Genomic DNA, 26,346 nt, shown 5'->3' on the forward strand with positions numbered 1-26,346 from the left:
GAGCGTCCTCAGCGAGCCAGCAGGAAAGTCAGTACCCGATCGCTGAACGCAGCACCGGCTTGTACGTTGGACAGGTGCGCTGCGTGGAACTCGGCGTATTCGGCGCCGCTCACCTGTTCCTGGATAAAACGGCTGCCAGACGGCGGCGTTACCGCATCTTCGGTTCCGGCAATCACCAGGGTCGGCACGGTGATCGACGATACTTGCTCACGCAAATCAGCATCGCGCACCGCGCCACAGTTGGCGGCATAACCTGCCGGATCTGTCGCGGCGAGCATGTCGGTAATCCGCTTGGCCTGTTCGGGATGAGCCTGGGCAAAATCAGCCGTGAACCAGCGCGCAATCGACGCATCACGCAATGCCACCATGGCCGCAGGGCCATCGCGCAAGACCATTTCGATGCGAGGGTTCCAGATGTCCGGGGTGCCGATTTTCGCTGCGGTGTTGCACACCACCAGTTTGAGCAAGCGTTCGCCCGCATTGATGCCCAGCCACTGGCCAATCAGGCCACCCATGGACAAGCCGCAGAAATGCGCGCGTTCGATGTTCAGCGCATCCAGCAGCGCCAGCACATCCCGCCCCAGCTGTTCGATGCTGTAGGGGCCTGCGGTGACCAGGGATTTGCCGTGGCCACGGGTGTCCAGGCGCAACACCCGAAAATGTTCGGTGAACGCCGGCATCTGTGTGTCCCACATCCGCAGGTCAGTGCCCAGTGAGTTGGACAACACCAATACCGGTGCACCTTCGGGGCCTTCCAGTTGGTAATTCAGTTCGCCATCGGCGAGTTGTACAGATCCCACAGCAGCCTCCTCAGGCAGAAAATGCAACGTGTTCGGTCACTGCGCGGCTGACCCAGGTTTGGGCCTGCCCCAGGTAGTGGGCCGGGTCGAGCAGACGATCCAGTTCAGCCGCCGACAGCTGAGCCGTGACTTGTGCCTCATCGGCCAGTACGGCGCGCAAATGGCGCTGCTCGGCGACGGCGCGTTTGCAGCATTGCTCCAATAAGTGATGGGCGGTTTCGCGGCCCAGGCGCTGGGCGAGCACGATACTGACGGCTTCGGCCAGCACCAGCCCCTGGGTCAGGTCAAGATTGTTGCCCATGCGTTGCGCGTCGACTTCCAGGCCCTCGCTCACTAGCAACGCCTGATGCAAGGCACCGGACACCAGGCGGCAGATTTCAGGCAAGGTCTCCCACTCGGCATGCCACAGGCCCAGGCTGCGTTCGTGCTCCTGGGGCATGGCGCTGAACATCGTCGACACCAGGCCAGGTACACGGGTGGCAGCACTGATCAGTACAGCGGCGCCCACCGGGTTGCGTTTGTGCGGCATGGTGGAAGAACCGCCCTTGCCCGGTGCCGAGGGTTCGAACACTTCCGCCGCTTCGGTCTGCATCAGCAGGCTGATATCCCGACCGAGCTTGCCGAGGCTGCCAGCGATCAGGCCAAGAACGCTGGCGAACTCCACCAGACGATCACGCTGGGTGTGCCAGGGTTGTTCCGGCAGCGCCAGTTGCAACTCCGTCGCCAGGACTTGCGCCACCGGTATTGCCTGTTCGCCCAACGCCGCCAAGGTACCGGACGCCCCGCCGAATTGCAGGACCAGCAGGCGCGGCTTCAACTCCACCAGCCGTTGGCGACTGCGCGTCACCGCCCCCAGCCAACCGGCGATTTTCATCCCCAGGGTCACCGGCGTGGCGTGCTGTAACCAGGTGCGCCCGGCCAATGGCACATCGGCATAGCGCTGCGCCTGGGCGGCGAGCACCGCGCCCAGCCGGGCCAGGTCTGTCTCGATCAACTCCAGCGCCCGCCGCAGTTGCAGCACCAGGCCCGTATCCATCACATCCTGGCTGGTCGCACCCAGATGCACATAGCGTTCGGCGCCGGCGTCTTCACTGGCAATCAACTTGCCCAGCGCTTTCACCAATGGAATCGCCGAATTACCCGCAGTGGCAATCGCTACACCGAGGGCATCCACGTCGTACAACGAGGCCAGGCACGCCTGGGCAATCGGTGCGACAGCGGCCGTCGGGATCAGCCCAACCCGGGCCTGGGCCCGGGCCAATCCGGCTTCGAAATCCAGCATGCCCTGCAAGCGTCCCTGGTCACAGAACACCTCGGCCATGCTGTCAGCGGTGAAATAAGCGTCGAACAATTGGTTGCTCGTGCGCAGCGTCATAACTCTTCCCTTACAGATCGTGGTGCAAGTACTCAGCCTGTTTCGGCAGGCGCAGGCTGAACAGGAACGCAATAGCCATCATGCCAGTCACGTACCAGTAGAAGGTGTTTTCCAGGCCGATGGACTTCAGGCCCAGTGCCACGTATTCCGCCGAACCACCGAAGATCGCGTTGGCCACCGCATAGGCCAGGCCCACACCGAGGGCGCGCACTTGTGGCGGGAACATTTCCGCTTTCACCAGGCCGCTGATGGAGGTGTAGAAACTGACAATCACCAGCGCCAGGGTAATCAGCACAAAGGCCAGGAACGGGCTGGTTACGGTTTTCAGGGTCATCAGGATCGGCACCGTGCACAGGGTGCCGAGGGCGCCGAACCAGAGCATCGAGTTACGCCGGCCGATCTTGTCCGAGAGCATGCCGAACAGCGGTTGCATGCACATGTAGAGGAACAGCGCGCCGGTCATGATGTAGCTGGCGGTCTTGGCGTGCATCCCGGCGGTGTTCACCAGGTACTTCTGCATGTAGGTGGTAAAGGTGTAGAAAATCAGCGAGCCGCCAGCGGTGTAGCCGAGCACGGTGATAAACGCGGCCTTGTGATCGCGAAACAGCGCCCTGATGCTGCCGGCGTCTTTGTTTTCACGCATTTCCTGGCTGGTGGTTTCTTTCAGGGAGCGACGCAGCAGCAGCGAGATCACCGCCGCGACAGCGCCGATCACAAACGGAATGCGCCAGCCCCAGGCCCGTAGCTCTTCTTCGGTGAGCAGTTGTTGCAGGATCACCACCACCGACACCGCCAGCAGTTGCCCGCCGATCAGGGTCACGTACTGGAACGAAGCGAAGAAGCCGCGCTGGCCCTTGAGCGCGACTTCACTCATATAGGTCGCCGTGGTGCCGTACTCGCCACCCACCGACAGCCCCTGGAACAGCCGCGCCATCAGCAGCAGGGCCGGGGCCCAGGCGCCAATGTCTTTATAGGTGGGCAGAAAAGCGATGACCAGGGAGCCGGCGCACATCATCAGCACCGAGATCATCATCGAATTCTTGCGCCCGTGCTTGTCGGCGACCCGGCCAAACAGCCAGCCGCCGATGGGACGCATCAGGAAGCCTGCGGCGAACACGCCAGCGGTGTTGAGCAGTTGCACCGTGGGGTCGTCAGAGGGGAAAAACGCTGGGGCGAAGTAGATGGCACAGAACGCGTAGACGTAGAAGTCGAACCATTCGACCAGGTTGCCGGAAGAGGCCCCGACAATCGCAAAAATCCGTTTGCTGCGCTCTTCTCCGGTGTAGTGACTGGTAGTTGTTGTCATGTTGTTTTCACTCGTGGGGAACGGGTTAGAGTCTAGACATACTTTGCAACAACCTCGTTCCGCAAGCAGACCTTTGGGGGGTGGGTTGCCCCTGTAGGAGCGAGCTTGCTCGCGAAAGACCCAAGGACACCGCGTTTATCCAGGAAACCTGCGTTATCGTTGAAGATTTTCGCGAGCAAGCTCGCTCCTACACGGGGGCATCAGTAATCGAAAAACACCGTTTCTTCATCTGTCCCTTGAAGAATCACATTCCACTGATACACCCCCGACGCATCCGTCTTGGCCACCAATGTATGCCGCCGCTCTGCCGGCACACACGCCAGCAACGGGTCATCGCCATTCGCTGCCTCACCGTCGAAATAAATCCGCGTCAGCAAGTGCTTCACCAAACCACGGGCAAACACCAGCACCACCAGATGCGGCGCCTGGGTCGTGCCCTTGAGGCCCGGCACGCTACCGGGCTTGATGGTGCTGAAGCGAAACCGCCCCTGCGCATCCACCGGCACCCGGCCAAAACCTTCAAAATTGGGGTCCAGGGCTTTGTCCTGGTCATCCTCGGGGTGGTCATATTTGCCGGCGGCGTTGGCCTGCCAGACTTCCAGCATGGCATCGTTGACCACATCGCCATTGCCATCCACCACTTGCCCGGTGATTGCCACGCGCTCGCCGAGGGTGCCCGCATTGGCCAGGTCTTCGCGGTTCAGCCAGGTCAGGCCGATGTGGTAGTACGGCCCGACGGTGTGGGACGTGGTCGCATTAAGGGTCATGTCATTTCTCCATCGGCGTGGCGTCGCGGCCGCGCAGGACGATGTCCCAGCGGTAGCCGAGGGCGTAGTGCGGCACGGTCTTTTCCAGGTCGAAACGGGCGATCAGGCGTTCCTTGGCCGAGGTGTCCGGCACGCAGTTGTAGATCGGGTCATAGGCCAGCAGCGGGTCGCCGGGGAAGTACATCTGGGTCACCAAGCGCGTCAGCACGCTGGGGCCGAACAGCGAGAAGTGGATGTGCGCGGGGCGCCAGGCGTTATGGTGGTTACCCCACGGATAAGCGCCGGGCTTGATGGTCTGGAACTGGTACCAGCCATCGGCATCGGTGACGGTGCGGCCAGTGCCGGTAAAATTCGGGTCCAGGGGCGCGTCGTGCAAATCGCGCTTGTGGTTGTAGCGACCGGCGGCGTTGGCCTGCCAGATCTCGACCAGGATGCCCGGCACCGGCAGGCCGTTTTCGTCCAGGACCCGACCGTGAATGATGATGCGCTCGCCTTGCGGCTCGCCATCGTGCTGGGCGGTCAGGTCGTTGTCTTTCTCGGCAATGCGTTCGGCGCCGATGGTCGGGCCGGTGATTTCCGACAGCGAATGGGGCAGAAACACCAACGGCTTGGACGGCGAACGCAGGTTCGTCGACTGGTAGGCCGGGTGCAGGTAATCAGGCTGAGTACCCGCTTGCGGGCGCCGATATCCGGGCTTGTCACTCATGGAGCAATCCTCTTTATTCTTGTCAGTCTCAAACGCGTTCGATCGCCAGGGCCAGGCCTTGGCCAACACCGACACACATAGTCGCCAAGCCTTTGCTGCCACCGGTTTTTTCCAGTTGATGCAGCGCGGTCAAGACCAGGCGCGCACCACTCATGCCCAGCGGATGGCCCAAGGCAATCGCGCCACCGTTCGGGTTGACCTGCGCCGCGTCGTCCGCCAGGCCCAACTCACGCAGCACCGCCAGGCCTTGGCTGGCAAAGGCTTCGTTGAGCTCGATCACATCAAAGTCGCTGACGGCCAGGCCCAGGCGCTCGACCAACTTGCGCACCGCAGGCACCGGGCCGATGCCCATCACACGGGGCTCGACCCCGGCACTGGCCATGCCCAGCACGCGGGCGCGGGCAGTCAAACCATGCTTTTTCACGGCTTCGGCGCTGGCCAGGATCAAGGCCGCAGCCCCATCGTTGACCCCGGAGGCGTTGCCGGCGGTGACGGTCTTGTCCGGGCCATTGACCGGCTTGAGCCTGGCCAGGGCTTCGAGGGTGGTGTCGGCGCGTGGATGCTCGTCGTGTTCAACCAGGGTCTCGCCTTTTTTGTGGGCGACCCGTACCGGCACGATTTCTTCAGCGAAGAACCCGGCGGCCTGGGCAGCGGCCGTGCGTTGCTGGCTGCGCAAGGCGAAGGCGTCCTGGTCGGCGCGCGAGACTTTATAGTCATCCGCCACGTTGTCGGCGGTCTGCGGCATGGCATCGACGCCGTACTGGGCCTTCATCACCGGGTTGATAAAACGCCAGCCGATGGTGGTGTCTTCCAGCTTCATATTGCGCGAGAACGCAGCGTCGGCCTTGCCCATCACGAATGGCGCACGGGACATCGACTCGACGCCACCGGCAATCGCCAGCTCCATTTCGCCACTGGCGATGGCGCGGAACGCGGTGCCGATGGCGTCCATGCCCGAGGCACACAGACGGTTGAGGGTCACGCCAGGGATGCTCGATGGCAAGCCGGCCAGCAGCGAAGCCATGCGGGCCACGTTGCGGTTGTCTTCGCCGGCCTGGTTGGCACAGCCGAGGAACACCTCGTCCACCGCGTTCCAGTCCACCGACGGGTTGCGCGCCATCAGCGCCTTGATCGGCAAGGCCGCCAGGTCATCGGCGCGCACGGTGGACAGGCCACCGCCGAAGCGGCCGATGGGGGTGCGGATGGCATCACAAATAAACACGTCGCGCATCAGGCTTCTCCCGGGGTTTGGCCATGGGCGGCGGCGGTACGGGCTTCAAGGTCGCGCAAGGCGTTCAGTTCGACCTCGGTCGGTTCGGCGCTGGTACCGAGTTGATCGGCAAAACGCACCGCCCAACCGGTGGCGGCGATTACTTGTTCGCGGGTCACGCCAGGGTGCAAAGCCGTGACCACGAATTCATGGGTGCCCTCCTCCGGCTCCATGATGCACAGGTCGGTGATGATCCCCACCGGGCCTGCGCCTGGCAGGCCGAGGCGCTTGCGCGAGTCGCCGCCTTCGCCATGGCCTACCGAGGTGATGAAGTCCAGTTTGTCGACGAACGAACGGGACGACTGCTTGAGGATGATCAGTACGCTCTTGGCGGAGCCGGCTATTTCCGGCGCGCCACCGGCGCCCGGCAAGCGGACCTTGGGTTGGTGATAGTCACCGACCACGGTGGTGTTGATATTGCCGAAACGGTCGACCTGGGCCGCCCCAAGAAAACCGACGTCAATGCGCCCGCCCTGCAACCAGTAGCGAAAAATCTCACCGGTGGGTACGACGGTGTCGGCGGTTTCCGCCAACTCGCCGTCACCAATGGACAACGGCAATACCGACGGCTTGGCGCCAATCGGGCCGGACTCGTAGATCAGCACCACATCGGGGGAAGATGTCAGGCGTGCCAGGTTGGCGGCCTTGGACGGCAAGCCGATGCCGACGAAGCACACCGAACCGTTCTTCAGGCGGCGCGCGGCGGCGACGGTCATCATTTCATTGGTCGAGTAAGCCATTACTTGGCCTCCTGCGCGGCAGCCAGTTTGGCCTGGAATTGACTGAAGTCAGCAGTGCCGTGGATGTATTCATCGATCCAGGCGGTAAATGTCCCACGATCCCGAGCGATCGGGTCCCAGGCTTGATAGAAGCGATTGTCGCGTTCGGTGTAACCGTGGGCGTAGGACGGATGCGCACCACCCGGCACATGGCACACGGCGGTCAGGGCCCAGGTCGGTAGCACGCAGGCGTTCATTGGCGCGTTAAGGTCATCGACGATTTCTTCGACGGTGACGATGCAACGCTTGGCCGCCAACGCCGCCTCTTTCTGCACCCCGAGAATCCCCCACAACAGCACGTTGCCCTTGCGGTCGGCCTTTTGTGCATGGATCACCGTAATGTCCGGGCGCACCGACGGTACCGCCGCCAGCACTTCACCAGTGAAGGGGCAGGTCACGGTCTTGATCAACGGGTTGACCTTGGGCAGGTCGGAGCCGGCATACGCCCGCAGTACCGCGAACGGCAGGCCGGAAGCGCCGGCCACGTAGGCGTTGGCCAGGTCGGCATGGCTGTGTTCTTCGATCTCCAACGGTTGCGGCCATTGCTTCTCGACCGCGTCCCGCAGGCGATGCAGGGAGCCCACGCCAGGGTTGCCACCCCAGGAGAAAATCAGCTTGCGCGCACAGCCGGCCCCGATCAGTTGGTCGTAGATCAGGTCAGGCGTCATGCGTACCAGCGTCAGGTCTTTCTTGCCCTGACGAATGATTTCATGACCTGCCGCTGTAGGGATCAGGTGGGTAAAGCCTTCGAGCGCGACGGTATCGCCGTCATTGACGAACTGCTTTACCGCATCAGCCAGCGAAAGGATTTCAGCCATGGGGTTGGGCTCCCGATATAGGTCGAAAAAGACGCTGGAGGCAGCGCCGAAGTGCTTGAAGAGTAAGCCGGGGCAATGGGCCAAACAATCCGATAATCGACTATCCGTTCGATAATCGAACAGATTGTTGCCTAGCTATCTTTCAAGACGAACACGGTCAAATGTGGGAGCGGGCTTGCTCGCTCCCACATTTTTGAACCGTGTCCGCTTTAAGTCTCAGGTAGCGTCGGCGTGGCTGACGATGCCCTTGATCACCACCGCCGTGGTAGCGAGTGCCGCCGGAATCACCAGCGCCGTCAGCACCTGCTCGAAGTTCCAGCCCAACCCCAGCAAGGTGGCGCCCATCCACGCACCGAGGATCGCGCCAAAGCGCCCGATCCCCAGCATCCACGAGACACCTGTGGCACGTCCCTGGGTCGGGTAAAACCGCGCAGCCAACGAAGGCATCGCCGATTGCGCACCGTTGACGCACATCCCGGCAATCAACACCAGGGTCGCCAAGAGGGTGATGTTGCCCAGGCTCTGGCCCACGGCGTAGGCAAATACCCCGGCCAATAGGTAGAACGCTCCGATGACCTTGTGCGGATTGAACCGGTCCATGGCCCAGCCCACACCCACGGCACTGAGTACGCCGCCGAACTGGAACAACGCGCCAATGAAAGCCGCCTGCTCCATGCTGGCGCCGCTGTCGCGCATCAGGGTTGGCAGCCAACTGGTCAGCAGGTACACAATCACCAAGCCCATGAAGTACGTCAGCCACAGCAACAGGGTGCCGGCGCTGTAGGTGCCGGAAAAGATCACCGCGAACACGTTGCGCGCCTTGACGGTTTTCTGTTCCGGGACACTGAAGCTTGAGGCCTGGGCGACGATGGCCGGGTCGATGGGCGCCAGGGCCTTGCGCACCTTGTCCGTGCCGCGATTGCGCACCACCAGGTAGCGCGCCGACTCCGGCAACCACAGCACCAGCACGCCGACCAGAATCAATGGCAGGATGCCGCCGATCAGCAGCAGGCTGTGCCAGCCGAACATCGGAATCAGCTTGGCCGAGATAAATCCGCCACCGGCCATGCCCAGGTTGAAACCGCAGAACATGCTGGTCACCAGCAACGACTTGTGACGCTCCGGCGTGTATTCGGACAGCAATGTCGTGGCGTTCGGCATACCGGCACCCAGGCCCAGGCCGGTCAGGAAACGCAACACCAATAACTGATCAACATTGGTGCTGTAGGCCGAGGCCAGGCTGAAGGCGCCGAACACCAGCACGGCGCCCACCAGCACCATCTTACGACCAAAACGGTCAGCCAAGGGACCGGAGCCCAGGGCGCCAAACACCATGCCGATCAGCGCGGCACTCATCACCGGGCCGAGGCTGGCACGGTCAATCCCCCAATCCTGGGACAGCGCCGGCGCAATGAAGCCCATGGCCGCGGTGTCCAGCCCGTCGAGGAAGACAATCAGGAAGCACAGGATCACCACCCGCCACTGATAGCGGGACAACGGTTGTGCATTGATAAAGGACTGCACGTCCAGACACGTACCAACAGAAGGTGAAGGCTGATTCATTATTTTTATTTCCACACCGATGGGCGGGCGAACGACGGCGAGTCGTCATTATTATTGGGGCGAAACCGATGCCGCGACGGTAGGCGTCGTCGCGGTCAATGACGCTGCCGCGACATTAATGAGCCAGGGGAAACACCGTCAATTGCCCAGGCTGGGATCTGTGCGGTCACCGAACAGCTTACGCAAACAACTGGGCGCTCAGTTCCTGGCTGGCGCTCAACATGCTCGGCAGGAAGCGCTGCTCCAACTCGCTGCGACTGACCCGGCCGGCGTGAGTGCTGACATTGAGTGCGGCCAATACCTGGCCCGACGCGTCGTACACCGGTACGGCGATGGAGCGCAGGCCCTGCTCCAACTCCTGATCGACGATGCACCAGCCCTGTTGCCGCACTTGTTGCAGACACTCCAGCAATTCTGCGGGGGTGGTCAGGGTGCGGCTGGTCTTGGTTTGCAGCTCGGCATGATCGAGGTAGTCCTGCAACGACGCATCATCCAGGGCGGCCAGCAGGATCCGGCCCATGGATGTGCAATAGGCCGGCAGCCGTCCACCCACCGAGAGGTCCACCGAGATCAGGCGCTGGGTCGTGGCGGAACGGGCGATATAGAGAATGTCGTCGCCTTCCAGGGTCGCCATGTTGCAGGCTTCGTGCAGTTGCTCGCTCATGCGATCCAGATAGGGCTGGGCAGAAACCGCCAGGGGCGTGGAAGACAGATAGGCGTGCCCCAGGGTCAGGACCTTGGGTAGCAGGGAGTAGGTGCGCCCGTCCGTGGTGGCGTAGCCGAGCTTGATCAAGGTATGCAGGCAACGCCTGACGGCAGCGCGGGGGATTTCCGTGCGATGGCTGATCTGTGCGATGGTCAGGTGACGCTTGCGTTCCTGGAACGCCTGCACCACAGCCAACCCACGGGCCAGGGAGGTCATGAAGTCGGGGTCGCCGGTAAATGCCTGGATACGCTTGGCCGGTGATGCAACGATCGGCGGCGCCACTGAGGCGAAAGAGTTGCGCAATTGATCGTTCATTTCAGGTCCTTTCTCTTATTGTCGATCACCATTACAAGCTGGCCGGCAACGGATACACAAGGCAAGGCCGCCAACATTGGGCGATTATCGGACGGTCATTCGATAATCGCAATTTACTCCTGTAGGGCTGTTGAGCCCTGCCGGGTATCGACAGCCCTCCAGAGTTTTCAAGGTGCCCGATTAACTGATGGGTATTAGGCGCAACGGCGTTGATTTAATTAATGCCCATTTACATTCAACTGTCACACACAGACTATTAGGCAAGTGTGGCGTCAAGTTCTCGACACTATTGGGTCACAACACACAAACAAAGTTGACGATTTTTAACTTGTTGGCGATAGTCTTATTCAAATACGCCGCTATAATGCACCGTACGATAAGGTCGAGTCGGCACCGAGAACGATCCGTGACGCCAGCGAACCTCGCTGTTGCCTTGTCCTGGCCTTGGTCGCAATTAAAGGGTGCTCAGTTCCACTGTCAGCCCATTATTGTGAAATAACAGAAAACTGTTGCTACGACAGCTGTTCTTGCCTCGTACCGTGGCCGTGTGCGGTAACAAAGTGGCATCGCGTTTCACTGCAATCAACTCAACTCATTTAGGTAACAATGTGACGAAAGACGAACTGCGCGCGGAACTTGAGCGCCAGGAACAACGTTACAAGGATGTTTACGGCGGGGAAGTCACCACCTACGCCGCCCAACCAGAACCTGAGCGCAAACCGTGGCGCAAACGGGCCAGTCTGCTCGACCAGGCTTTTGCCCAGGAAATCCAAAAGATCGAAAAGGACCTCAAGGCCGAAGAGCCATAAGCGCTGTCGGACTGAGCCTTCCTGACAAGTCATCGCCCTGCCAGCACCTCCTGGCAGGGGCGCCTTGGCTATGCCCGCCAATCGGCACCTTTCGTACCATCACGAAATTTCATACAGCCGTTTCAGACCGCTCCTCCCAATTGTCGCACCCTCCATCGACACGCCTATTCTTTATAAATCAATGAGTTGCCAAACCACCGAAATATCTGGTAGCCACACCCCTCCTCCAAACTAATTCGTTGAAGAATGTTACCGGCGAGCAGCTAGTGCATAGATTACTGAGGTTTTCTGGCATAATCGCGCCCCCTTACGACCGGGTCATAAAACCTTCATGATCGATTTATTCAGCGGACTAGATGCTTGGGTTCTTGTGAGCCTGCTGCTCGCCCTCGCCTTTGTCCTCGCCTTCGAGTTCATCAATGGCTTTCATGACACCGCTAACGCGGTGGCCACAGTCATCTATACCAAAGCGATGCCGCCGCACCTGGCCGTATTCTTTTCCGGGGTGTTCAACTTCCTTGGCGTGTTGCTCGGCGGGGTAGGCGTTGCCTATGCCATCGTGCATCTGCTGCCGGTGGAGTTGCTGATCAATGTGAATACCGGCCATGGTCTGGCCATGGTGTTTTCATTATTAGCCGCCGCCATCACCTGGAACCTTGGCACCTGGTATTTCGGGATCCCGGCATCCAGCTCCCACACCCTGATCGGTTCGATCCTCGGTGTCGGCCTGGCCAATGCCTTGATCAACGACATTCCACTGGCTGACGGGGTCAACTGGCAGAAGGCGATCGATATCGGCGCCTCGTTGGTGTTCTCGCCCATGGCCGGCTTCCTGGTCGCAGCCCTGGTGTTGATTGGCCTTAAATGGTGGCGTCCACTGTCCAAGATGCACAAGACGCCGGACCAGCGCCGCAAGCTCGACGACAAGAAACACCCGCCATTCTGGAACCGCCTGGTACTGGTGATTTCCGCGATGGCCGTGAGTTTCGTGCATGGCTCCAACGACGGTCAGAAAGGTATCGGCCTGATCATGCTGGTGCTGATTGGTATCGTGCCCGCACAGTTCGTACTCGATCTGGGCAGCACTACCTACCAGATCGAGCGTACCCGCGACGCCACCCTGCACCTCAACCAGTTCTACCAGCGCAACCACGAAACCCTCGGTGAATTCCTCGCCCTGGGCAAAAGTGTCAAAGACGACCTGCCTGGCAAGTTCCGCTGCAACCCGCAACAGACCGAGCCGACCATCAACGCCCTTCTCGGCACATTGAAGGGTGTCTCCGACTACCGTTCACTGACTTCCGACCAGCGTATTGAAGTACGTCGCTACCTGCTGTGCCTGGACGACACCGCGAAGAAAGTCGGCAAGCTGCCCGGCCTTGAAGCCCGCGAGAAGTCAGACCTGGAAAAACTGCGCAAAGACCTGACCGCCACCACCGAATACGCTCCATTCTGGGTGATCCTCGCCGTGGCCCTGGCCCTTGGCCTGGGCACCATGGTGGGTTGGAAACGTGTGGTACTGACCATCGGTGAGAAGATCGGCAAACAGGGCATGACCTATGCCCAGGGCATGTCGGCGCAAATCACCACGGCCACCATGATTGGCTTTGCCAATATCTTCGCCCTGCCGGTATCCACCACCCACGTTCTGTCTTCGGGCGTGGCGGGGACCATGGTTGCCAACAAAAGCGGCCTGCAAGGCGGTACGGTGAAAACCATCCTGATGGCTTGGGTACTGACCCTGCCTGCGACGGTGAGCCTGTCGGCCGGCTTGTTCTGGCTGGCCTCCAAGGCGCTGGGCAGTTAACAGCCCGCGCAATTGAAAAAGGCGTGACCTGCGAGGGTCGCGCCTTTTTTATGCGCCGATTTATCGACCCCCCTTGTAGAAGCCGGCTTGCCGGCGAAAAACTGGAAAGCAACGCGGGCCACCGGACACACCGCGTTATCGTTGACGATTTTCGCCGGCAAGCCGGCTCCTACAGGAATGGCTTCAAAATCCGGGCAAAAAAAAAGGGCGACCGAAGTCGCCCAAAATGCCTTGCGTGCTCATATAACCTGGAAAAACCTATGGTTTTTTACGCTTGTTCGCGTCTTTCCAGATAAAAAAACCAAACCCTACAAAAAACAGCACCATGAGGCCGACAGTCAGCACCCCGGCGAAAACCACATTATCGAAAAACATGACCGGCCTCCTGCTCTTGCCCTGTTGCGATGGGGCTAAGTTAACCAAGAAGTCGGAAGGAGAAATTGACGGGGATCAATGTCGCCCGCAACGGGGCGTAAAGAAGGGGAATAACTGACCTGAATCAACAGATTCAGGTCAGTTCAGCGCTTTTTCGGTTTGTTTTTCGACTTTTTCTTCGCTTTGCCCAAGGGCATGGCCTGCTCGAACGCCTGGCGCACTTCATTAAGGCGCTTGTCATTGAGGTCATGGACCCGTTTGGCCCGTTCGGCATTCAGGTCGATCAGCTTGTCATCACTCATGGCATGGCTTACGTGGTGGCTGGAATGGCTCAATAATGCGGCCTGGCCCGCCCAAGGGTCAAACCTCGACGTCCACCCACAACCCCTGGCGGGGCGCGTCCTCGATCAGCGGCGCCACAGGCACCGTGTTATCGGCGTTGAGCTCATCACCGGGAATGGCCAAGTGCTGCTCGGGATCTTCATCGGCCTCACGCCGGCGTTTCTGCTGTTCCTGTTGGCGCCGTTGTTCTTCGCGCAGCATTAAGGTCGATTGTTCGGCGTCACGGTGCTTGAGGTCGATGGTGCTTTCGTTGGAGCTCGGTTGCGCGGGGACCACCGGTGGAATATCGGGTTTTGGGCGCACGGGGTCGAGTTGCGACGTGACCGGCACAACACTCAAGGGCAAGATCGGTGGCAGCATAATTATGGGTCTCCTGTCAGCAGGCTGTCGGCTGCTGCACCAACGACTTGAGGCTGGGGCCGCCAACTTGTGACCCAGTCGTCAGTCAGCCGTGCCCTGCCACCCGTCGAATCGTCCGCTTTCATCCCTGCAAGCGGAGTAGTTTTTGTCAGAGTCCTTTGGCTGGGGGCCTTGTTCCGTTAGAATAGTCGGCTTTTTCACGGCGGGAGTCAGGCAGCATGGCGCAGCAGTATCAACCGGGGCAACGCTGGATTAGTGACAGCGAAGCAGAGCTGGGGTTAGGCACCGTTCTGGCACAGGACGGGCGCTTGTTGACCGTGCTCTATCCGGCCACTGGCGACACCCGCCAGTACGCGCTACGGAATGCGCCCCTCACTCGCGTGAGGTTCTCGCCGGGTGACACCATCACCCATTTCGAAGGCTGGAAAATGACCGTGCGCGAAGTCGACGATGTCGACGGCCTGCTGGTCTACCACGGCCTCAATGGGCAGAACGAGCAGGTCACCCTGCCGGAAACCCAACTGTCGAATTTCATCCAGTTCCGCCTCGCCAGCGACCGTCTGTTCGCCGGGCAGATCGACCCGCTGGCCTGGTTCTCCCTGCGCTACCACACCCTGGAACACACCAGCCGCCAATTGCAGTCCTCGCTCTGGGGCCTGGGTGGTGTGCGTGCGCAGCCAATTGCGCACCAATTGCACATCGCCCGTGAAGTGGCTGACCGTATCGCACCACGGGTTCTGCTGGCCGACGAAGTAGGCCTGGGCAAGACCATCGAAGCCGGCCTGGTGATCCATCGCCAGTTGCTGTCCGGGCGCGCCAATCGCGTGTTGATCCTGGTCCCGGAAAACCTGCAGCACCAATGGCTGGTGGAGATGCGCCGGCGCTTCAACCTGCAGGTTGCGCTGTTCGACGAAGAACGTTTTATCGAAAGCGATGCCAGCAACCCGTTCGAAGACACCCAGCTTGCGCTGGTGGCCCTGGAATGGCTGGTGGACGACGAGAAAGCCCAGGATGCGCTGTTCGCCGCCGGCTGGGACTTGATGGTGGTCGACGAAGCGCACCACCTGGTCTGGCACGAAGAAAAAGCCAGCGCGCAATACCAGTTGGTTGAGCAATTGGCCGAGACCATTCCCGGCGTGCTGCTGCTGACCGCAACCCCGGAGCAACTGGGCCAGGACAGCCACTTTGCGCGCCTGCGCCTGCTGGACCCGAACCGTTTCCACGACGTCAAAGCCTTCCGCGCCGAGAGCGAAAACTATCGCCCGGTAGCCGAAGCCGTGCAGGAACTGATGGACAAGGGCCGCCTCTCGCCAGCCGCGCACAAGACCATCCTGGGGTTCCTCGGCGACGAAGGCGAAGCCCTGCTGGCCGCCGTCAACGATGGCGACACCGAAGCCAGCGCGCGCCTGGTGCGTGAGCTGCTGGACCGCCACGGCACCGGCCGCGTGCTGTTCCGTAACACCCGCGCCGCGGTGCAAGGCTTCCCCGAGCGCAAGCTGCACGCCTACCCGCTGCCGTGCCCGGACGAGTACCTGGAGCTGCCGCTGGGCGAGCACGCCGAGTTGTACCCGGAAGTCAGCTTCCAGTCGCAGCCGGACATCGAAGAAGAAAACCGCTGGTGGCGCTTCGACCCGCGCGTCGAGTGGCTGATCGACCAGTTGAAAATGCTCAAGCGCACCAAGGTCCTGGTGATCTGTGCCCACGCGGAAACCGCCATGGACCTGGAAGACGCCCTGCGCGTGCGTTCCGGCATTCCGGCCACGGTGTTCCACGAGGGCATGAACATCCTTGAGCGAGACCGCGCCGCCGCCTACTTCGCCGATGAAGAGTTTGGCGCCCAGGTGCTGATCTGTTCGGAAATCGGCAGTGAAGGCCGCAACTTCCAGTTCGCCCACCACCTGGTGCTGTTCGATCTGCCGTCGCACCCGGACTTGCTGGAACAGCGCATCGGCCGCCTGGACCGGATCGGCCAGAAGCATGTGATCGAGCTGCACGTGCCGTACCTGGAAACCAGCCCGCAAGAGCGGCTGTTCCAGTGGTACCACGAAGCGCTGAACGCCTTCCTTAATACCTGCCCGACCGGCAACGCCTTGCAGCATCAGTTCGGCCCGCGCCTGCTGCCGTTGCTGGAAAACGCCGACGATGGCGAATGGCAAGGCCTGATCGACCAAGCCCGCGCCGAGCGCGAGCGCCTGGAAGCCGAGCTGCACACCGGCCGCGACCGCTTGCTGGAACTCAACTCCGGCGGCGCTGGCGAAGGTGATGCGCTGGTCGAGGACATCCTGGAGCAAGACGATCAGTTCACCCTGCCGATCTACATGGAAACCCTGTTCGATGCATTTGGCATCGACAGCGAAGACCATTCGGAAAACGCGCTGATCCTCAAGCCCAGCGAAAAAATGCTCGATGCCAGCTTCCCCCTCGGCGACGACGAAGGCGTGACCATCACTTACGACCGCAACCAGGCGCTGTCTCGCGAAGACATGCAGTTCATCACCTGGGAGCACCCGATGGTCCAGGGCGGCATGGACCTGGTGCTGTCCGGCTCCATGGGCAACACCGCCGTGGCCCTGATCAAGAACAAGGCGCTCAAGCCGGGCACGGTATTGCTCGAACTGCTCTACGTCAGTGAAGTCGTGGCGCCGCGCTCGCTGCAACTGGGCCGCTACCTGCCACCGGCAGCCTTGCGCTGCCTGCTGGATGCCAACGGCAATGACTTGTCGGGCCGAGTGTCGTTCACCACCCTGAACGATCAGTTGGAAAGCGTGCCACGGGCCAGCGCCAACAAATTCGTGCAGGCCCAGCGTGACCAACTGACGCCACGGATCAACGCCGGCGAAGAGAAAATCGCCCCGCGCCACGCCGAGCGTGTGGCCGAGGCACAACGTCGCCTCGCGGCAGACACCGACGAAGAGCTGGCACGCCTGACCGCCCTGCAAGCGGTCAACCCGACCGTACGCGACAGCGAACTGGTTGCCCTGCGCCAACAACGCGAGCAAGGCCTGGCCATGCTCGACAAGGCGGCGCTGCGGTTGGAAGCGATTCGGGTGTTGGTCGCGGGTTGATCCGCGCACGGCCCTGTTGAACAAGAAGGCCCGCGCAATGCGGGCCTTTTTTATTCATGTTGGATGTGTGCTGTGAGTCAGGGCCTCATCGCGAGCAAGCCCGCTCCCACAGGGGAATGCATTTCAAATGTGGGAGCTGGCTTGCCAGCGATGCAGTCACCTCAGCCTCAAGCAGTCACCGCTGGGCCCGGCACCTCCACCCCCCCCCCAAGCCATCCTTCATCCGCTTGGCATCGCGCACAAAACACCGCGAAGCCTGGAACAGAAACAGCATGGTCAGGAACAGCGCTACCGGAATCAGGTACATGGCGTCATGCAAACCCACGGCCTTGAACGCTTCGGTCATTTGTTCGGCACCCGCCGCGTACATCGCCGCATGGGCAAAGTGATCGGACAACGCCCCCACCACCACTGGCCCCATACCGCCACCCAGCAGATACAGGCCGGCAAAGAACAACGCCATGGCCGTAGCCCGCAGGCGGGGCTCCACCACGTCCTGAATCGCCGTGTACACACAGGTATAGAAGTTATAGGCAAACAGCCAGCCCACACTGAACACCGCGACAAACACGCCAATCTCGATACGCCCCGCGTGCAGGGCCCAGGCGGTGCAGACCGTGGAAATAATCAGGCTGAACGCGGCAAACAGCAGCCGGCCGTTGGGGATACGTTGGTGAATCTTGTCGGCCACCAGCCCGCCCAGGGTCAGGCCAAACAAGCCGGTCACACCGACAATCACCCCGGTTGCCACCGCAGCTTCTTGCAGCGGCATCAGGAAGTAGCGTTGCAGCATCGGCACCAGGAACGAGTTGCAGGCATAGGTGGCAAAATTGAAACACAGCCCGGCAAGCACCAACCACAGGAAAGTCGGCACCGCCAGCACACGCCGGATCGGCCGGTCGACTTTCTCCTGGGAGACTTGCACGGTCTCGGCGGCGCCGCGCTTGGGCTCCTTGATGTAGAACATGAACACCGCGAGGATCAGCCCCGGGATGGCCGCGATAAAGAACGGTGCACGCCAACTGTCGAACGCCTGGACCATCGCGCCGATGGTAAAGAACGCCAGCAACAGGCCCAAGGGCAGGCCCAGCATGAAAATCCCCATGGCTCGGGCGCGGCGGTGTGCCGGGAACAGGTCGCCGATCAGCGAGTTGGCGGCGGGTGCATAACTGGCTTCGCCAATGCCGATGCCCATGCGCACCAGCAGGAAAGTCCAGAAACTGCCAACCATGCCGTTGACCGCCGTCAGCGCACTCCAGCTCGCCAGGCCCCAGCCCATCAGTTTGCTGCGCGAGCCGGTATCGGCCAGGCGCCCCAGGGGCAAGCCGGCAATGGCATAGACGATGGTGAACGCGGTACCGATGATGCCGAGCTGGAAGTCACTGAGGTGCCATTCCATGCGGATCGGTTCGATGATGATCGCCGGGATGGTGCGATCAAAGAAGTTGAACAGGTTGGCCAGGAACAGCAGGAACAGAATGCGCCAGGCATTCGCCGCTTGGGTCGAGTTCTGCATGGGTCCGTCTCTTTATTGTTATAGAGGCTCGATGCCGACGCATCCTGCCCGGAACCTGCAATCTAGTCAGGCGCGACCCAGTTGTCTGTAATGATTCGTAAAGCTGATAGGGCGTAATTCCATCTGCAACAACAGCGTTTCGCGCCGACAAAAAAATAAGCACTGGCCCCCCTTCCCAAGCGCCTTGGCAGGAATAGAATAGCGAGCCTTCCGCAGTTCCCCCCCTTACCTCTTATTGATGACGTGCCATGTCCGATGCCAGTCCGTGTCTGAGTTGCGGTGCCTGTTGTTCATACTTTCGCGTGTCTTTCTTTTGGGGCGAATGCGCTTCATCAGGCGGCACCGTGCCCGATGACCTTGTAGTACAGATCAACCCCAGTCGGGTGGCGATGATCGGCACCGACCAAAAACCCGCCCGTTGCTGCAGCCTGGAAGGTGAAGTGGGCAGCGGCACACGCTGTTCAATCTACGAGCAACGGTCAAGCGTGTGCCGAGACTTCGAGTCGTCGTGGAGCCAGGGGGAAGTGAACGTCGATTGCGACGCCGCACGCGCCGCGTTTGGCCTGGCGCCACTGGAGCAGCCGCCTTACGAGTTTGAGCTGCCCATCAGCGCTTAGCACCATTGGCTATGATTGGCATGCCAAAATCGAAGCAATCAAAATGCCATTACTGCTTGCGATTCCGTTGAGCCTTCTATACTCGATTCCATAGGTCATCGCCGCGCGCAGTGACACGAGATGACTCTGTAACGGGACATGCTATGGAATGGCTGGGTCTGCATTTTTTTACCCCCCTTCCCGAGAGCGGGCAGCTAATACTCAATTGCACCCATAACCCTTTCCTGGTGCTACTGGCCTACTTGGTCGCCTGCGCTGCGGGCTTCGGTACCCTGGACATGGCCGAGCGTGTCGGCCACGTTGACAACCTGACAGCACAACGCCGCTGGCGCTGGATCGGCGCCGGTTGCCTGGCTGGCGGAATCTGGTCGACTCACTTCATCAGCATGCTGGCGTTCCAGGCGCCCATCGCCATCCATTACGAACTGTTCATGACCTTTGCGTCATTGCTGATCGCAATGATCGCGTCGTTGTTTGCCATGCAAACCCTCAGTCATGCCCAACTGCGCTTTAATCGGTACCTGGTGGCGTCCATCTGGATGGGCCTGGGCATCGCCCTCATGCATTACGTGGGCATGTCCGCCATGCGTTCCGAGGCGCAGGTGTATTTTTCAACAGGGCTGTTTGTGTTATCGGTGGCGATCGCCATCGGGGCTAGCCTCGCGGCCTTGCTGCTGTCCAGCTACCTGCGCAATGGCAGCGGCATGTTCCACCAACTGCTCAAGTACGGAGCCAGCCTGGTACTCGGCGCCGGCATTATCAGCATGCACTTCACCGGCATGGCCGCTATGCAATTGCTGGTGCCCAACGGCGCCATGCCCTCATTGCCAATCGACGACAACCCAACACAACTGGGCCTGTCGGTGGCCGTCATCACTTTACTGGTGATTGGCAGCAGCATCAGCGCGGCCCTCGCCGACAAGAAGTTGCAACACAAGGAGCGGGACCTGCGTCGGGTCAATGCCTTGCTGACCGAGCTGGACCAGGCACGTGCGTCCCTGCAGCAAGTCGCTCATTACGATGCCTTGACCAGCCTGCTCAATCGTCGGGGCTTCAACCAGATCTTCGCCGAAAAACTCGTGGAGAAAAACCAGACCGGGGGCATGCTCGCGGTCATCTTCCTCGACATCGATCACTTCAAACGGATCAACGACAGCCTGGGCCACGACGCCGGCGATGAGCTACTCAAAGTCCTGGCCGGCCATATCAAGAGTTCGGTACGTAGCCACAATGATGTCGTGGCCCGGTTCGGCGGCGATGAGTTCTGCATCCTGATCAACATCCATCATCGCGACGAAGCGCGGCACATGGCCCAGCGCATCATGCAGAAAATGAAAGAGCCAATCGAACTGGCCGGCCGACGCATGGTGATGACCACCAGCATCGGCATCAGCGTGTTTCCCGAGGACGGAACCACCTGCGAGGAACTGCTGAAAACCGCCGACCTGGCGCTCTATCAATCCAAGGATGGCGGGCGCAACAGCCTGAACTTCTTCAGTTCCAACCTGAAAACCCGAGCCTTTCTAGAACTGCAGCTGGAAGAGGAACTGCGCAATGCACTGCGCAACCAAAAGGAACTGGTCCTGCACTACCAGCCGATTCTGGACCTGCGTAAAGGCAAGGTCACACGACTCGAAGCGCTGGTGCGCTGGCAACACCCGCAACATGGGCTGCTGGCCCCCGAGCGGTTTATCGGCATTGCCGAAAACAACGGCCTGATCGCCGAACTGGACAACTGGGTGCTACGCCAAGCCTGTGCCGACCTGGGCTGGTTGACAGACCAGGGTCATCCGGACCTGATCATGGCCGTCAACTGCTCGGCCTTGAACCTGTCCCGCGACGAACTGGCCGATGAAATCGAATACGCCTTGCGCAGCAGTGGCATCGCCGCCAGCCGCCTGGAACTGGAAGTGACCGAAAACGCCTTGATGGGCAACATCAGCAGCACCCTGATCCTGCTGCGACAAATCCGCGCGCTGGGTGTTGCGCTGTCCATCGACGACTTCGGCACCGGCTACTCTTCCCTCTCCTACCTCAAGCGCCTACCCCTCAACACGCTGAAGATCGACCGCTCGTTTATCCAGGATATTCCCAAATCCACCACCGATATGGAGATTGTCCAGGCGATCATCGGCATGGCCCACACCCTGCACCTGCAAGTCATCACCGAGGGGGTGGAAACCCCGCAACAACTGGAGCTGTTGATCAAACATGGCTGCGATTACGTGCAGGGGTACCTGCTCAGTGCCGCGGTGCCGGCCAGTGAAATCAGCGCGGTGATCATGGCGCTTGACCAGCACCACCCGCTGACACCGTTAAGCCTGGCGGGCGGCAAAGACACATCAGCGGTTGTGCGCCCCATCCGCTGAAGTGCAGAGCACTTGGCAAATCGCCATCATTTTGATTAAAGAACGCCGACGAACGGCCGATTCATGAGAGTCCAGCGTCGCTTTTCCCTATAAACAATAAGGTTAAGACCGCTCGCTGAGGCCTAAACGCACTGTAAAAGTCGCGAACTCTCACTCGGTGATGGCTCTTTGATGCTTTCCAGCCATCCGTCCAGGCACATGGCGCACAATGACTTCTAAAAATAATCCTGTTACTGCGGTATCCGACGTGTTGCTCACAGCTCCTGCGGAAAAGCCCTCAGGCCCAAAGTCATTGAACGGTCAACGTGCGCTGGCCACCCAGCAATACCTGTACTTCACCGAAACCAATACTGATCGCATCCTCGATAACCTCGACGGCCTGCGCGACATGGTGTTCCCGCGCCCGCTCCACCTTGAGGGTGACAGCGAGTTGCGCAGCGAGCAGGAATTTCCCTCGGTGTGCCTGATCGGCCTCGGGCGCTGCGGCTCCAACATTGCCCTGGATGTCGCGGAGCTGGTGTACAACGCCCGCAAGTTCTACTTGAACGAGTTCAGCACCGAAGAAAAGTCCTACGCTGAAAAGGGCTACAGCCCGGCCCAGTGGATCCGCAACAACTTGCGCCTGGGGGCCAACAAGGCCAGTAAACCGGTGTTCCTGGTAGAACCCTTGGTGATGCTCGGCGACCTCGACAAAGACATCGCCGGGCGGATCCGCTTTTCGCGCAAGGGTGAGAAAAGCGGCTTTTTACGCGACTACAGCAAGATGAAAATCATGGACCTGTCGGAAGTCCATGCCGGTGGCGCCGGTAACGCACCGATCCTCGGCCAGTACCTGGCCAAGATCATCCTCAATAAAGACACCCAGCGGTTTTCCAGCCCCGACTGGAAGATGATCCATTCGTACCTGATCGACTCCTGCGGCATCAAAGCCAACCAGTCGCGCCTGTACTTCTCGATTTTCAGCGCCGGTGGCGGTACCGGCTCGGGCATGGCCTCGGAGTTTGGCCTGGCCCAGCAACACTCGTACATGAACAAGACCTTCGACACCAAGCCCGCCGACGAGCACGACAGCAAGAGCGGCCACGCCTTTGTGTTCGAGCCGATCTTCACCAGCGGCATTTGTGTGCTGCCGAATATCTCCGACCACCGCAGTGAAATGTCCGAGGCGCTGCACATCAACGCCGGACGGTTGCTGTGCAAGTACCTGTCGGAGGAATGGGACTTTTCGTACAACTTCGACAATGAAGACAGCAGCGAAGCCAGCGTCAAAGGGCGTATTCGCCCATGGAACGCCATGATGCTGATCTCCAACGACATCATGCGTTACGCCGAAGAAAGTGATGATGGCAACATCCAGAACATTGACGTCAATGCCATGGAAAAACACGCCAACCAGTACATCTCACAGCAGATCTTCAACATTCTGACGGCCCAGGCGGTCACCACCGACTACGACCAGAACTATTTCCGCCGCGCCGGCATCGACATCGGCGAAACCATTCGCCTGGACGCCAACGACCTGTTCATGAGCCTGGCCGGGCCGGTGGCGATTGCCTATGCCGAATCCGTGGTCCCGGAAACCCCGCCGCCGTCGAATGACAAGTTCAAGGTGTTCGAAAAAGAACCGCAGCGCTTGAACATCGACGACCTGTTCTTCCGCTCCATCGACCTGCCCCACTTCAACAAGGTCACCCAGGCCATCGAAGGCATCAGCCTGCTGCCGATCGAGTCCAAGCGCTATCGGGCGTCGCTGGAGCAGTACAAGAATTCCGGCTACGACGCGGCGGCCCTGCATGACCTGCACTTCTTCAAGAACTGCTCGTCGGTAGTGTCCATCGTCTCCCTGCCCAAGGACTACAAGCTGTCCTATATGGACCTGAACCGGCTCAAGACTCACCTCAACAGCCTGTTCCCCAACACCACCCTCAAGCGTTACGCATTGGTAATCGGTGCTTCGGCCAACCTGTCGCTGACCACGCTGATCGCCAAGAGCCCGTGCCTGTCGGATGACTTCCTGACGTTGATCGTGGCCTTTATCAAACGCTGCTTTGCCCGCAACCCGTACCGTTTCGACGAGACCCTGGACAACTCGATCCTGGACTTCATCATCCACGAAGACTTCGACGAGGACCGTATCGACGAGTTGCTCAACGAATTCGAAAACCCGGCAAAGATCCTCGATACCAACTGGTACGCGATCAAGCCGATGTATGAGAAGAAATACCGCGAGCTGATCAATGACAAAGAGAAGTTTGTCTCGATCAACGACATCCGTCTGTCGCGCGATTGCGTGAAGAAGGCGATCAAGTACTTGCGTGAGATCTACCGTCACAGGATTGGCAAGACTAAGGTGATCTCGTTGAATAACCATACGGGCAAGACCGCCTAGACCGAGGCGCGCCCTTCGCGAGCAAGCCTGCTCCCACAGCTGACCGAGTGCCACCCTTGGAATGCGGCCGAATGTGGGAGCGGGCTTGCTCGCGAAAGCGGTCTTACAGGCAACAAACCTCTACAAGTTCGCCACACCAAGAAACAATTCCCCAGGCACTTCGCGGCCCGCAAAACTGTTCCCATGACGTTTACGTCACCCTCGCCTGTGACCTTTCTTCACGGCCAGTTGCCATCATGGTGAAAGCGGTTACTCCGCTACACACTTCTAACCGGGAAAAACACGCATCATTTCGGTGCGCACATTTAATTCGATGCCCTTTCCTGGATCAGAATCCACGGTGAAACCACCACTGCCCACAGGCTCGGATCACGCTCCAGCAAGTCCAATGCCCGCGTCGCAGACACTTCGCCAAGACTCCCCGAGGCCAGCCAGGCGGCCACTTTGTCACGTTTGTCTTCGGCCATGCCCTCGGCGGCCTCGATCAAATCCAGGCCAGCCTCGACCCACAATAGGGCACCCTTGGCGAAGAACGGCTCAAGCTCCTTCCAGGAAATTTCCGCGGTTTCGCCGAGCAGCTTGGCATAGAGGGTGCTAGGTTCTTGCGTCATGGGAACTCACCTGAGGAAAAAATCGGCGCAATGATACCGTCGAGACTTCCCCAGAAAAACCCAGTAGCAATTGAGGCACCGATTGAAAGTGTCAGGAATGCCAAGGATTGCCCGAAACTCTGGCATAAGCCCGCCGCAATTCTGTCTTTTTCTTTCATTTAAGCGACACACCCGGCGTTTGCCCCCAGCTGCCAGCTTTTCAAGCGATCAACCGGCGCTCTACACTGTACCGGTACAGTTGCCAGGCCGCCGCCGGGGGGATATCCGAGATATCTGATCCGGTTCTGCAGCTCACAAGGCCGCTAGAACTATAAAAAATACAACAGTAAGAGTGGAGCACTATGAATAAGGCTACTAAGCAGATTTCCAAACTGTTTGCCGCTATGGTCCTGGCTGGGGTTGCCGGCCATTCGTTCGCAGCTGACACCATCAAGATCGGTATTGCCGGCCCCAAGACCGGCCCTGTGACCCAGTACGGCGACATGCAGTTCATGGGCGCCAAGCAAGCCATCAAGGACATCAACGCCAAAGGCGGTGTCAACGGCAAGATGCTCGAAGCCAAGGAATACGACGACGCTTGCGATCCTAAACAAGCCGTTGCCGTAGCCAACAAAGTGGTCAACGACGGCGTCAAGTTCGTGGTCGGCCACCTCTGCTCCAGCTCCACTCAACCCGCTACCGACATCTACGAAGACGAAGGTGTGATCATGATCACGCCGGCTGCCACCAGCCCGGATATCACCGCCCGTGGCTACAAGCTGATCTTCCGTACCATCGGCCTGGACAGCGCCCAGGGCCCTGCGGCCGGCAACTACATCGCCGACCACGTCAAGCCGAAGGTCGTCGCAGTACTGCACGACAAGCAACAATACGGTGAAGGCATCGCGTCTGCCGTGAAGAAGACCCTGGAAGAAAAAGGCGTGAAAGTCGCCGTCTTCGAAGGCCTGAACGCCGGCGACAAGGACTTCTCCTCGATTATCCAGAAGCTCAAGCAAGCCAACGTCGACTTCGTCTACTACGGCGGCTACCACCCAGAACTGGGCCTGATCCTGCGCCAGTCCCAGGAAAAAGGCCTGAAAGCCAAGTTCATGGGCCCGGAAGGCGTCGGCAACGACTCCATCTCGCAAATCGCCCAGAAAGCCTCCGAAGGCCTGCTGGTCACCCTGCCGAAATCCTTCGACGCCGACCCTGCCAACAAGGCAATCGTCGACGCACTCAAGGCTGACGGCAAAGACCCAAGCGGCCCGTTCGTGTTCCCAGCCTACTCGGCAGTTGAAATCATCGCTGGCGGCATCACTGCCGCGAAAAGCGAAGACACCACCAAAGTGGCCGAGGCCATCCACGCAGGCACCTTCAAGACCCCGACCGGCGACCTGAGCTTCGATGCCAAGGGCGACCTGAAGGACTTCAAGTTCGTGGTCTACGAATGGCACTTCGGTCAACCAAAAACCGAAGTTTCCCCTCAGTAAGCCAGGCGTTACTGGACAACAAGCCCACTGTGCAAGCAGTGGGTTTTGTTTTACGAGGTTTATGGGCCACGCACCCGCGATCCGGGCGCTGGTTCACCTGAAAATCTTAAAACCGTCACCAGCGGTTCGCTGGCAAATGCTTGGTGCAAATGTGCTCACAGAACACAGCACCGGGCTGGAAGATGACTCCACCAGTGAAATGCGTATCGGGT

The 26,346-nt window shown here is 60.0% G+C and carries 23 protein-coding genes; 7 read left to right on the plus strand and 16 right to left on the minus strand.

Annotated elements, in window-relative coordinates; genetic code table 11:
• Window positions 1-8: 8 nt before the first annotated feature.
• From pcaD to pcaR, 10 genes are all read right to left on the minus strand, one after another.
• Window positions 9-800, minus strand: coding sequence for a 3-oxoadipate enol-lactonase (gene pcaD, locus H097_RS05285; RefSeq protein ID WP_032858041.1), 792 nt, complete (start codon window positions 798-800; stop codon window positions 9-11).
• A 10-nt stretch (window positions 801-810) separates the two neighbouring features.
• Complete coding sequence (locus H097_RS05290; RefSeq protein WP_032858042.1) at window positions 811-2,175, minus strand: 3-carboxy-cis,cis-muconate cycloisomerase; 1,365 nt, start codon at window positions 2,173-2,175, stop codon at window positions 811-813.
• A 10-nt stretch (window positions 2,176-2,185) separates the two neighbouring features.
• A complete protein-coding gene (locus H097_RS05295) occupies window positions 2,186-3,481 on the minus strand; it encodes an MFS family transporter (RefSeq protein WP_032858043.1) in 1,296 nt (431 codons plus the stop codon).
• A 200-nt stretch (window positions 3,482-3,681) separates the two neighbouring features.
• The gene (pcaG, locus tag H097_RS05300; protein ID WP_032858045.1) at window positions 3,682-4,248 is read right to left on the minus strand and encodes a protocatechuate 3,4-dioxygenase subunit alpha; all 567 of its coding nucleotides are present in this window, start codon (window positions 4,246-4,248) and stop codon (window positions 3,682-3,684) included.
• 1 nt (window position 4,249) lies between these two features.
• Complete coding sequence (pcaH, locus tag H097_RS05305; protein WP_032858047.1) at window positions 4,250-4,954, minus strand: protocatechuate 3,4-dioxygenase subunit beta; 705 nt, start codon at window positions 4,952-4,954, stop codon at window positions 4,250-4,252.
• A gap of 28 nt (window positions 4,955-4,982) precedes the next feature.
• Entirely contained in the window at window positions 4,983-6,188 is a 1,206-nt protein-coding gene (pcaF, locus tag H097_RS05310) for a 3-oxoadipyl-CoA thiolase (RefSeq protein ID WP_175403902.1), read from the minus strand.
• Entirely contained in the window at window positions 6,185-6,964 is a 780-nt protein-coding gene (locus H097_RS05315; RefSeq protein ID WP_032858050.1) for a CoA-transferase subunit beta, read from the minus strand. The genes pcaF and H097_RS05315 overlap by 4 nt, the downstream gene beginning before the upstream one ends.
• Window positions 6,964-7,821, minus strand: coding sequence for a CoA transferase subunit A (locus H097_RS05320; RefSeq protein ID WP_029297076.1), 858 nt, complete (start codon window positions 7,819-7,821; stop codon window positions 6,964-6,966). The genes H097_RS05315 and H097_RS05320 overlap by 1 nt, the downstream gene beginning before the upstream one ends.
• Window positions 7,822-8,037: 216 nt before the next feature.
• Complete coding sequence (locus H097_RS05325) at window positions 8,038-9,384, minus strand: MFS transporter (RefSeq protein ID WP_032858057.1); 1,347 nt, start codon at window positions 9,382-9,384, stop codon at window positions 8,038-8,040.
• Window positions 9,385-9,562: 178 nt separating this feature from the next.
• Complete coding sequence (gene pcaR / locus H097_RS05330) at window positions 9,563-10,405, minus strand: pca regulon transcriptional regulator PcaR (protein ID WP_032858059.1); 843 nt, start codon at window positions 10,403-10,405, stop codon at window positions 9,563-9,565.
• A 608-nt stretch (window positions 10,406-11,013) separates the two neighbouring features.
• Between pcaR and H097_RS05335 the strand changes: the two genes are divergently transcribed.
• Entirely contained in the window at window positions 11,014-11,214 is a 201-nt protein-coding gene (locus tag H097_RS05335) for a hypothetical protein (RefSeq protein WP_029297082.1), read from the plus strand.
• Between the two features lie 331 nt (window positions 11,215-11,545).
• The gene (locus tag H097_RS05340) at window positions 11,546-13,021 is read left to right on the plus strand and encodes an inorganic phosphate transporter (RefSeq protein WP_032858061.1); all 1,476 of its coding nucleotides are present in this window, start codon (window positions 11,546-11,548) and stop codon (window positions 13,019-13,021) included.
• A gap of 258 nt (window positions 13,022-13,279) precedes the next feature.
• Here the strand turns inward: H097_RS05340 and ccoM are convergent, their stop codons facing one another.
• From ccoM to H097_RS05350, 3 genes are all read right to left on the minus strand, one after another.
• A complete protein-coding gene (gene ccoM / locus H097_RS28995) occupies window positions 13,280-13,396 on the minus strand; it encodes a cytochrome c oxidase subunit CcoM (protein WP_029297086.1) in 117 nt (38 codons plus the stop codon).
• A gap of 143 nt (window positions 13,397-13,539) precedes the next feature.
• Window positions 13,540-13,698 (minus strand): hypothetical protein, encoded by a 159-nt coding sequence (locus H097_RS28390; RefSeq protein ID WP_175403900.1) that lies wholly within the window; start codon window positions 13,696-13,698, stop codon window positions 13,540-13,542.
• A gap of 58 nt (window positions 13,699-13,756) precedes the next feature.
• Window positions 13,757-14,098 (minus strand): hypothetical protein, encoded by a 342-nt coding sequence (locus tag H097_RS05350; RefSeq protein WP_029297088.1) that lies wholly within the window; start codon window positions 14,096-14,098, stop codon window positions 13,757-13,759.
• A 218-nt stretch (window positions 14,099-14,316) separates the two neighbouring features.
• On the opposite strand from H097_RS05350, the gene rapA reads away from it, so the two are divergent.
• Window positions 14,317-17,163: an RNA polymerase-associated protein RapA gene (rapA, locus tag H097_RS05355; RefSeq protein ID WP_032858064.1), complete on the plus strand. Its 2,847-nt coding sequence runs from the start codon at window positions 14,317-14,319 to the stop codon at window positions 17,161-17,163.
• Window positions 17,164-17,338: 175 nt separating this feature from the next.
• Here rapA and H097_RS05360 read toward each other — a convergent pair whose 3' ends face one another.
• Window positions 17,339-18,679, minus strand: a complete 1,341-nt coding sequence (locus H097_RS05360; protein WP_032858067.1) for an MFS transporter — start codon at window positions 18,677-18,679, stop codon at window positions 17,339-17,341.
• A gap of 248 nt (window positions 18,680-18,927) precedes the next feature.
• Here H097_RS05360 and H097_RS05365 point away from each other — a divergent pair, with 248 nt between their 5' ends.
• The 3 genes from H097_RS05365 to H097_RS05375 all read left to right on the plus strand — a co-directional run bounded on the left by H097_RS05365 (window position 18,928) and on the right by H097_RS05375 (window position 24,054).
• Window positions 18,928-19,296, plus strand: a complete 369-nt coding sequence (locus tag H097_RS05365) for a YkgJ family cysteine cluster protein (protein WP_032858069.1) — start codon at window positions 18,928-18,930, stop codon at window positions 19,294-19,296.
• Window positions 19,297-19,439: 143 nt separating this feature from the next.
• Entirely contained in the window at window positions 19,440-21,665 is a 2,226-nt protein-coding gene (locus tag H097_RS05370; RefSeq protein WP_032858071.1) for an EAL domain-containing protein, read from the plus strand.
• 208 nt (window positions 21,666-21,873) lie between these two features.
• Window positions 21,874-24,054, plus strand: coding sequence for a hypothetical protein (locus H097_RS05375; RefSeq protein WP_032858072.1), 2,181 nt, complete (start codon window positions 21,874-21,876; stop codon window positions 24,052-24,054).
• A gap of 305 nt (window positions 24,055-24,359) precedes the next feature.
• Here H097_RS05375 and H097_RS05380 read toward each other — a convergent pair whose 3' ends face one another.
• Both H097_RS05380 and H097_RS28395 read right to left on the minus strand, forming a co-directional pair.
• Complete coding sequence (locus H097_RS05380; RefSeq protein ID WP_032858075.1) at window positions 24,360-24,665, minus strand: DUF2288 domain-containing protein; 306 nt, start codon at window positions 24,663-24,665, stop codon at window positions 24,360-24,362.
• Complete coding sequence (locus H097_RS28395) at window positions 24,662-24,823, minus strand: hypothetical protein (protein ID WP_167360813.1); 162 nt, start codon at window positions 24,821-24,823, stop codon at window positions 24,662-24,664. Before H097_RS28395 ends, H097_RS05380 begins: the two co-directional genes overlap by 4 nt.
• Window positions 24,824-25,006: 183 nt before the next feature.
• Here H097_RS28395 and H097_RS05385 point away from each other — a divergent pair, with 183 nt between their 5' ends.
• A complete protein-coding gene (locus H097_RS05385; RefSeq protein WP_032858077.1) occupies window positions 25,007-26,134 on the plus strand; it encodes a branched-chain amino acid ABC transporter substrate-binding protein in 1,128 nt (375 codons plus the stop codon).
• Window positions 26,135-26,346 lie beyond the last annotated feature (212 nt).

Source organism: Pseudomonas sp. FH4, assembly GCF_000510915.2.
In the GTDB taxonomy this organism is placed as follows: domain Bacteria; phylum Pseudomonadota; class Gammaproteobacteria; order Pseudomonadales; family Pseudomonadaceae; genus Aquipseudomonas; species Aquipseudomonas brenneri.

Excerpts from the sequence above, each read along its gene's own strand:
- H097_RS05290 (WP_032858042.1), bottom strand. The coding sequence starts at position 2,175 with ATGACGCTGCGCACGAGCAACCAATTGTTCGACGCTTATTTCACCGCT.
- H097_RS05295 (WP_032858043.1), bottom strand. The coding sequence starts at position 3,481 with ATGACAACAACTACCAGTCACTACACCGGAGAAGAGCGCAGCAAACGG.
- pcaG (WP_032858045.1), bottom strand. The coding sequence starts at position 4,248 with ATGACCCTTAATGCGACCACGTCCCACACCGTCGGGCCGTACTACCAC.
- pcaH (WP_032858047.1), bottom strand. The coding sequence starts at position 4,954 with ATGAGTGACAAGCCCGGATATCGGCGCCCGCAAGCGGGTACTCAGCCT.
- H097_RS05315 (WP_032858050.1), bottom strand. The coding sequence starts at position 6,964 with ATGGCTTACTCGACCAATGAAATGATGACCGTCGCCGCCGCGCGCCGC.
- H097_RS05320 (WP_029297076.1), bottom strand. The coding sequence starts at position 7,821 with ATGGCTGAAATCCTTTCGCTGGCTGATGCGGTAAAGCAGTTCGTCAAT.
- H097_RS05325 (WP_032858057.1), bottom strand. The coding sequence starts at position 9,384 with ATGAATCAGCCTTCACCTTCTGTTGGTACGTGTCTGGACGTGCAGTCC.
- pcaR (WP_032858059.1), bottom strand. The coding sequence starts at position 10,405 with ATGAACGATCAATTGCGCAACTCTTTCGCCTCAGTGGCGCCGCCGATC.
- H097_RS05340 (WP_032858061.1), top strand. The coding sequence starts at position 11,546 with ATGATCGATTTATTCAGCGGACTAGATGCTTGGGTTCTTGTGAGCCTG.
- ccoM (WP_029297086.1), bottom strand. The coding sequence starts at position 13,396 with ATGTTTTTCGATAATGTGGTTTTCGCCGGGGTGCTGACTGTCGGCCTC.
- H097_RS28390 (WP_175403900.1), bottom strand. The coding sequence starts at position 13,698 with ATGAGTGATGACAAGCTGATCGACCTGAATGCCGAACGGGCCAAACGG.
- H097_RS05350 (WP_029297088.1), bottom strand. The coding sequence starts at position 14,098 with ATGCTGCCACCGATCTTGCCCTTGAGTGTTGTGCCGGTCACGTCGCAA.
- rapA (WP_032858064.1), top strand. The coding sequence starts at position 14,317 with ATGGCGCAGCAGTATCAACCGGGGCAACGCTGGATTAGTGACAGCGAA.
- H097_RS05360 (WP_032858067.1), bottom strand. The coding sequence starts at position 18,679 with ATGCAGAACTCGACCCAAGCGGCGAATGCCTGGCGCATTCTGTTCCTG.
- H097_RS05365 (WP_032858069.1), top strand. The coding sequence starts at position 18,928 with ATGTCCGATGCCAGTCCGTGTCTGAGTTGCGGTGCCTGTTGTTCATAC.
- H097_RS05370 (WP_032858071.1), top strand. The coding sequence starts at position 19,440 with ATGGAATGGCTGGGTCTGCATTTTTTTACCCCCCTTCCCGAGAGCGGG.
- H097_RS05375 (WP_032858072.1), top strand. The coding sequence starts at position 21,874 with ATGACTTCTAAAAATAATCCTGTTACTGCGGTATCCGACGTGTTGCTC.
- H097_RS05380 (WP_032858075.1), bottom strand. The coding sequence starts at position 24,665 with ATGACGCAAGAACCTAGCACCCTCTATGCCAAGCTGCTCGGCGAAACC.
- H097_RS28395 (WP_167360813.1), bottom strand. The coding sequence starts at position 24,823 with ATGAAAGAAAAAGACAGAATTGCGGCGGGCTTATGCCAGAGTTTCGGG.
- H097_RS05385 (WP_032858077.1), top strand. The coding sequence starts at position 25,007 with ATGAATAAGGCTACTAAGCAGATTTCCAAACTGTTTGCCGCTATGGTC.